Origin of the sequence: Mesorhizobium sp. M7D.F.Ca.US.004.03.1.1 (assembly GCF_003998635.1) — a bacterium.
In the GTDB taxonomy this organism is placed as follows: domain Bacteria; phylum Pseudomonadota; class Alphaproteobacteria; order Rhizobiales; family Rhizobiaceae; genus Mesorhizobium; species Mesorhizobium loti.
This window is the reverse complement of record NZ_RZQG01001442.1, coordinates 1-967: the sequence shown is the minus strand read 5'-3', so window position 1 is coordinate 967 and position 967 is coordinate 1. Positions and strand designations below refer to the sequence as shown.

General features: G+C 62.7%; 1 protein-coding gene and 1 pseudogene. Both read left to right on the top strand.

The genetic code is table 11. The annotated features are described in order from the left end of the window. On the top strand, positions 1–813 hold an 813-nt coding region (gene mtnK, locus EN935_RS37780; protein ID WP_127374327.1), incomplete at its 5' end, for an S-methyl-5-thioribose kinase. Further along, positions 810–967 (top strand): annotated as a pseudogene (locus EN935_RS42560) (S-methyl-5-thioribose-1-phosphate isomerase); the annotation flags it as partial. The gene mtnK and the pseudogene EN935_RS42560, both read left to right, overlap by 4 nt.

Below are 967 nucleotides of genomic sequence, written 5' to 3'. Positions count from 1 at the left end.
GACCTGCACATGGCGGCCAAGGACCGCAAGGCCGATCTGGCGCTGTTCGCCGACAATGTCGAACTCTGCGACATCACTGAAAGCCTGGTGTTCTCCGACCCCTATTTCGACGCCAAGATGAACCGCCACACCTCGCCGCAACTCGACGGCCTCGTCGCCGAACTGCGTGCCGACCGCGACCTCAAGGTCGAGGCGCAGCGGCTGAAGCACATTTTCGCCGCCAATGCCGAAACGCTGCTGCATGGCGATTTGCATTCCGGTTCGATCATGGTCACCGACCAGGAAACCCGGATGATCGATCCGGAATTCGCCTTCTACGGTCCGATGGCCTTCGATGTCGGCATGCTGCTCGCCAATTTCTGGATGTCGTTCTTCTCGCAGCGCGGCCACCAGCAGAGGGGCAAGCGCGACGCCATGCGCGCCTATCTGCTCGAGGTGACGACCGAGACCTGGTCGGTGTTCCGCGCCGAGTTCTCGCATCTGTGGCGTACCGAGCGCACCGGCATGCTCTATCAGAAGAGCCTGTTCGAGGATCAGGGCGACAGGCTCGGCGCCGAGCAGGCGCTCGACCATGTGCTGCACCAGATCTGGACCGACCTGCTCGGCTTTGCTGGCATCGAGGTGCACCGGCGCATCCTCGGCCTCGCCCACAATGCCGATTTCGAGACCATTGCCGACGAGGATCTGCGCGCCAGTTGTGAGGCAAAGGCGCTGAAATTCGGCCGTCACATCGCCGTCAACCGGCGCCAGATCCACAGCATCGACGAGGTCAACCAACTGGCCGCGCTGATCGAACAGGAGAGCAGCATTTGAACGTCGGCGACCGCCATTATCGCACCATCTGGCTGAGCGACGACGGGCGTTCGGTGGAGATCATCGACCAGCGCTGGCTGCCGCATGATTTCCGCATCGAAAAGATCGGCAGCGTCGCCGGCATCGCCACCGCCATCCGCGACATGTGGGTGCG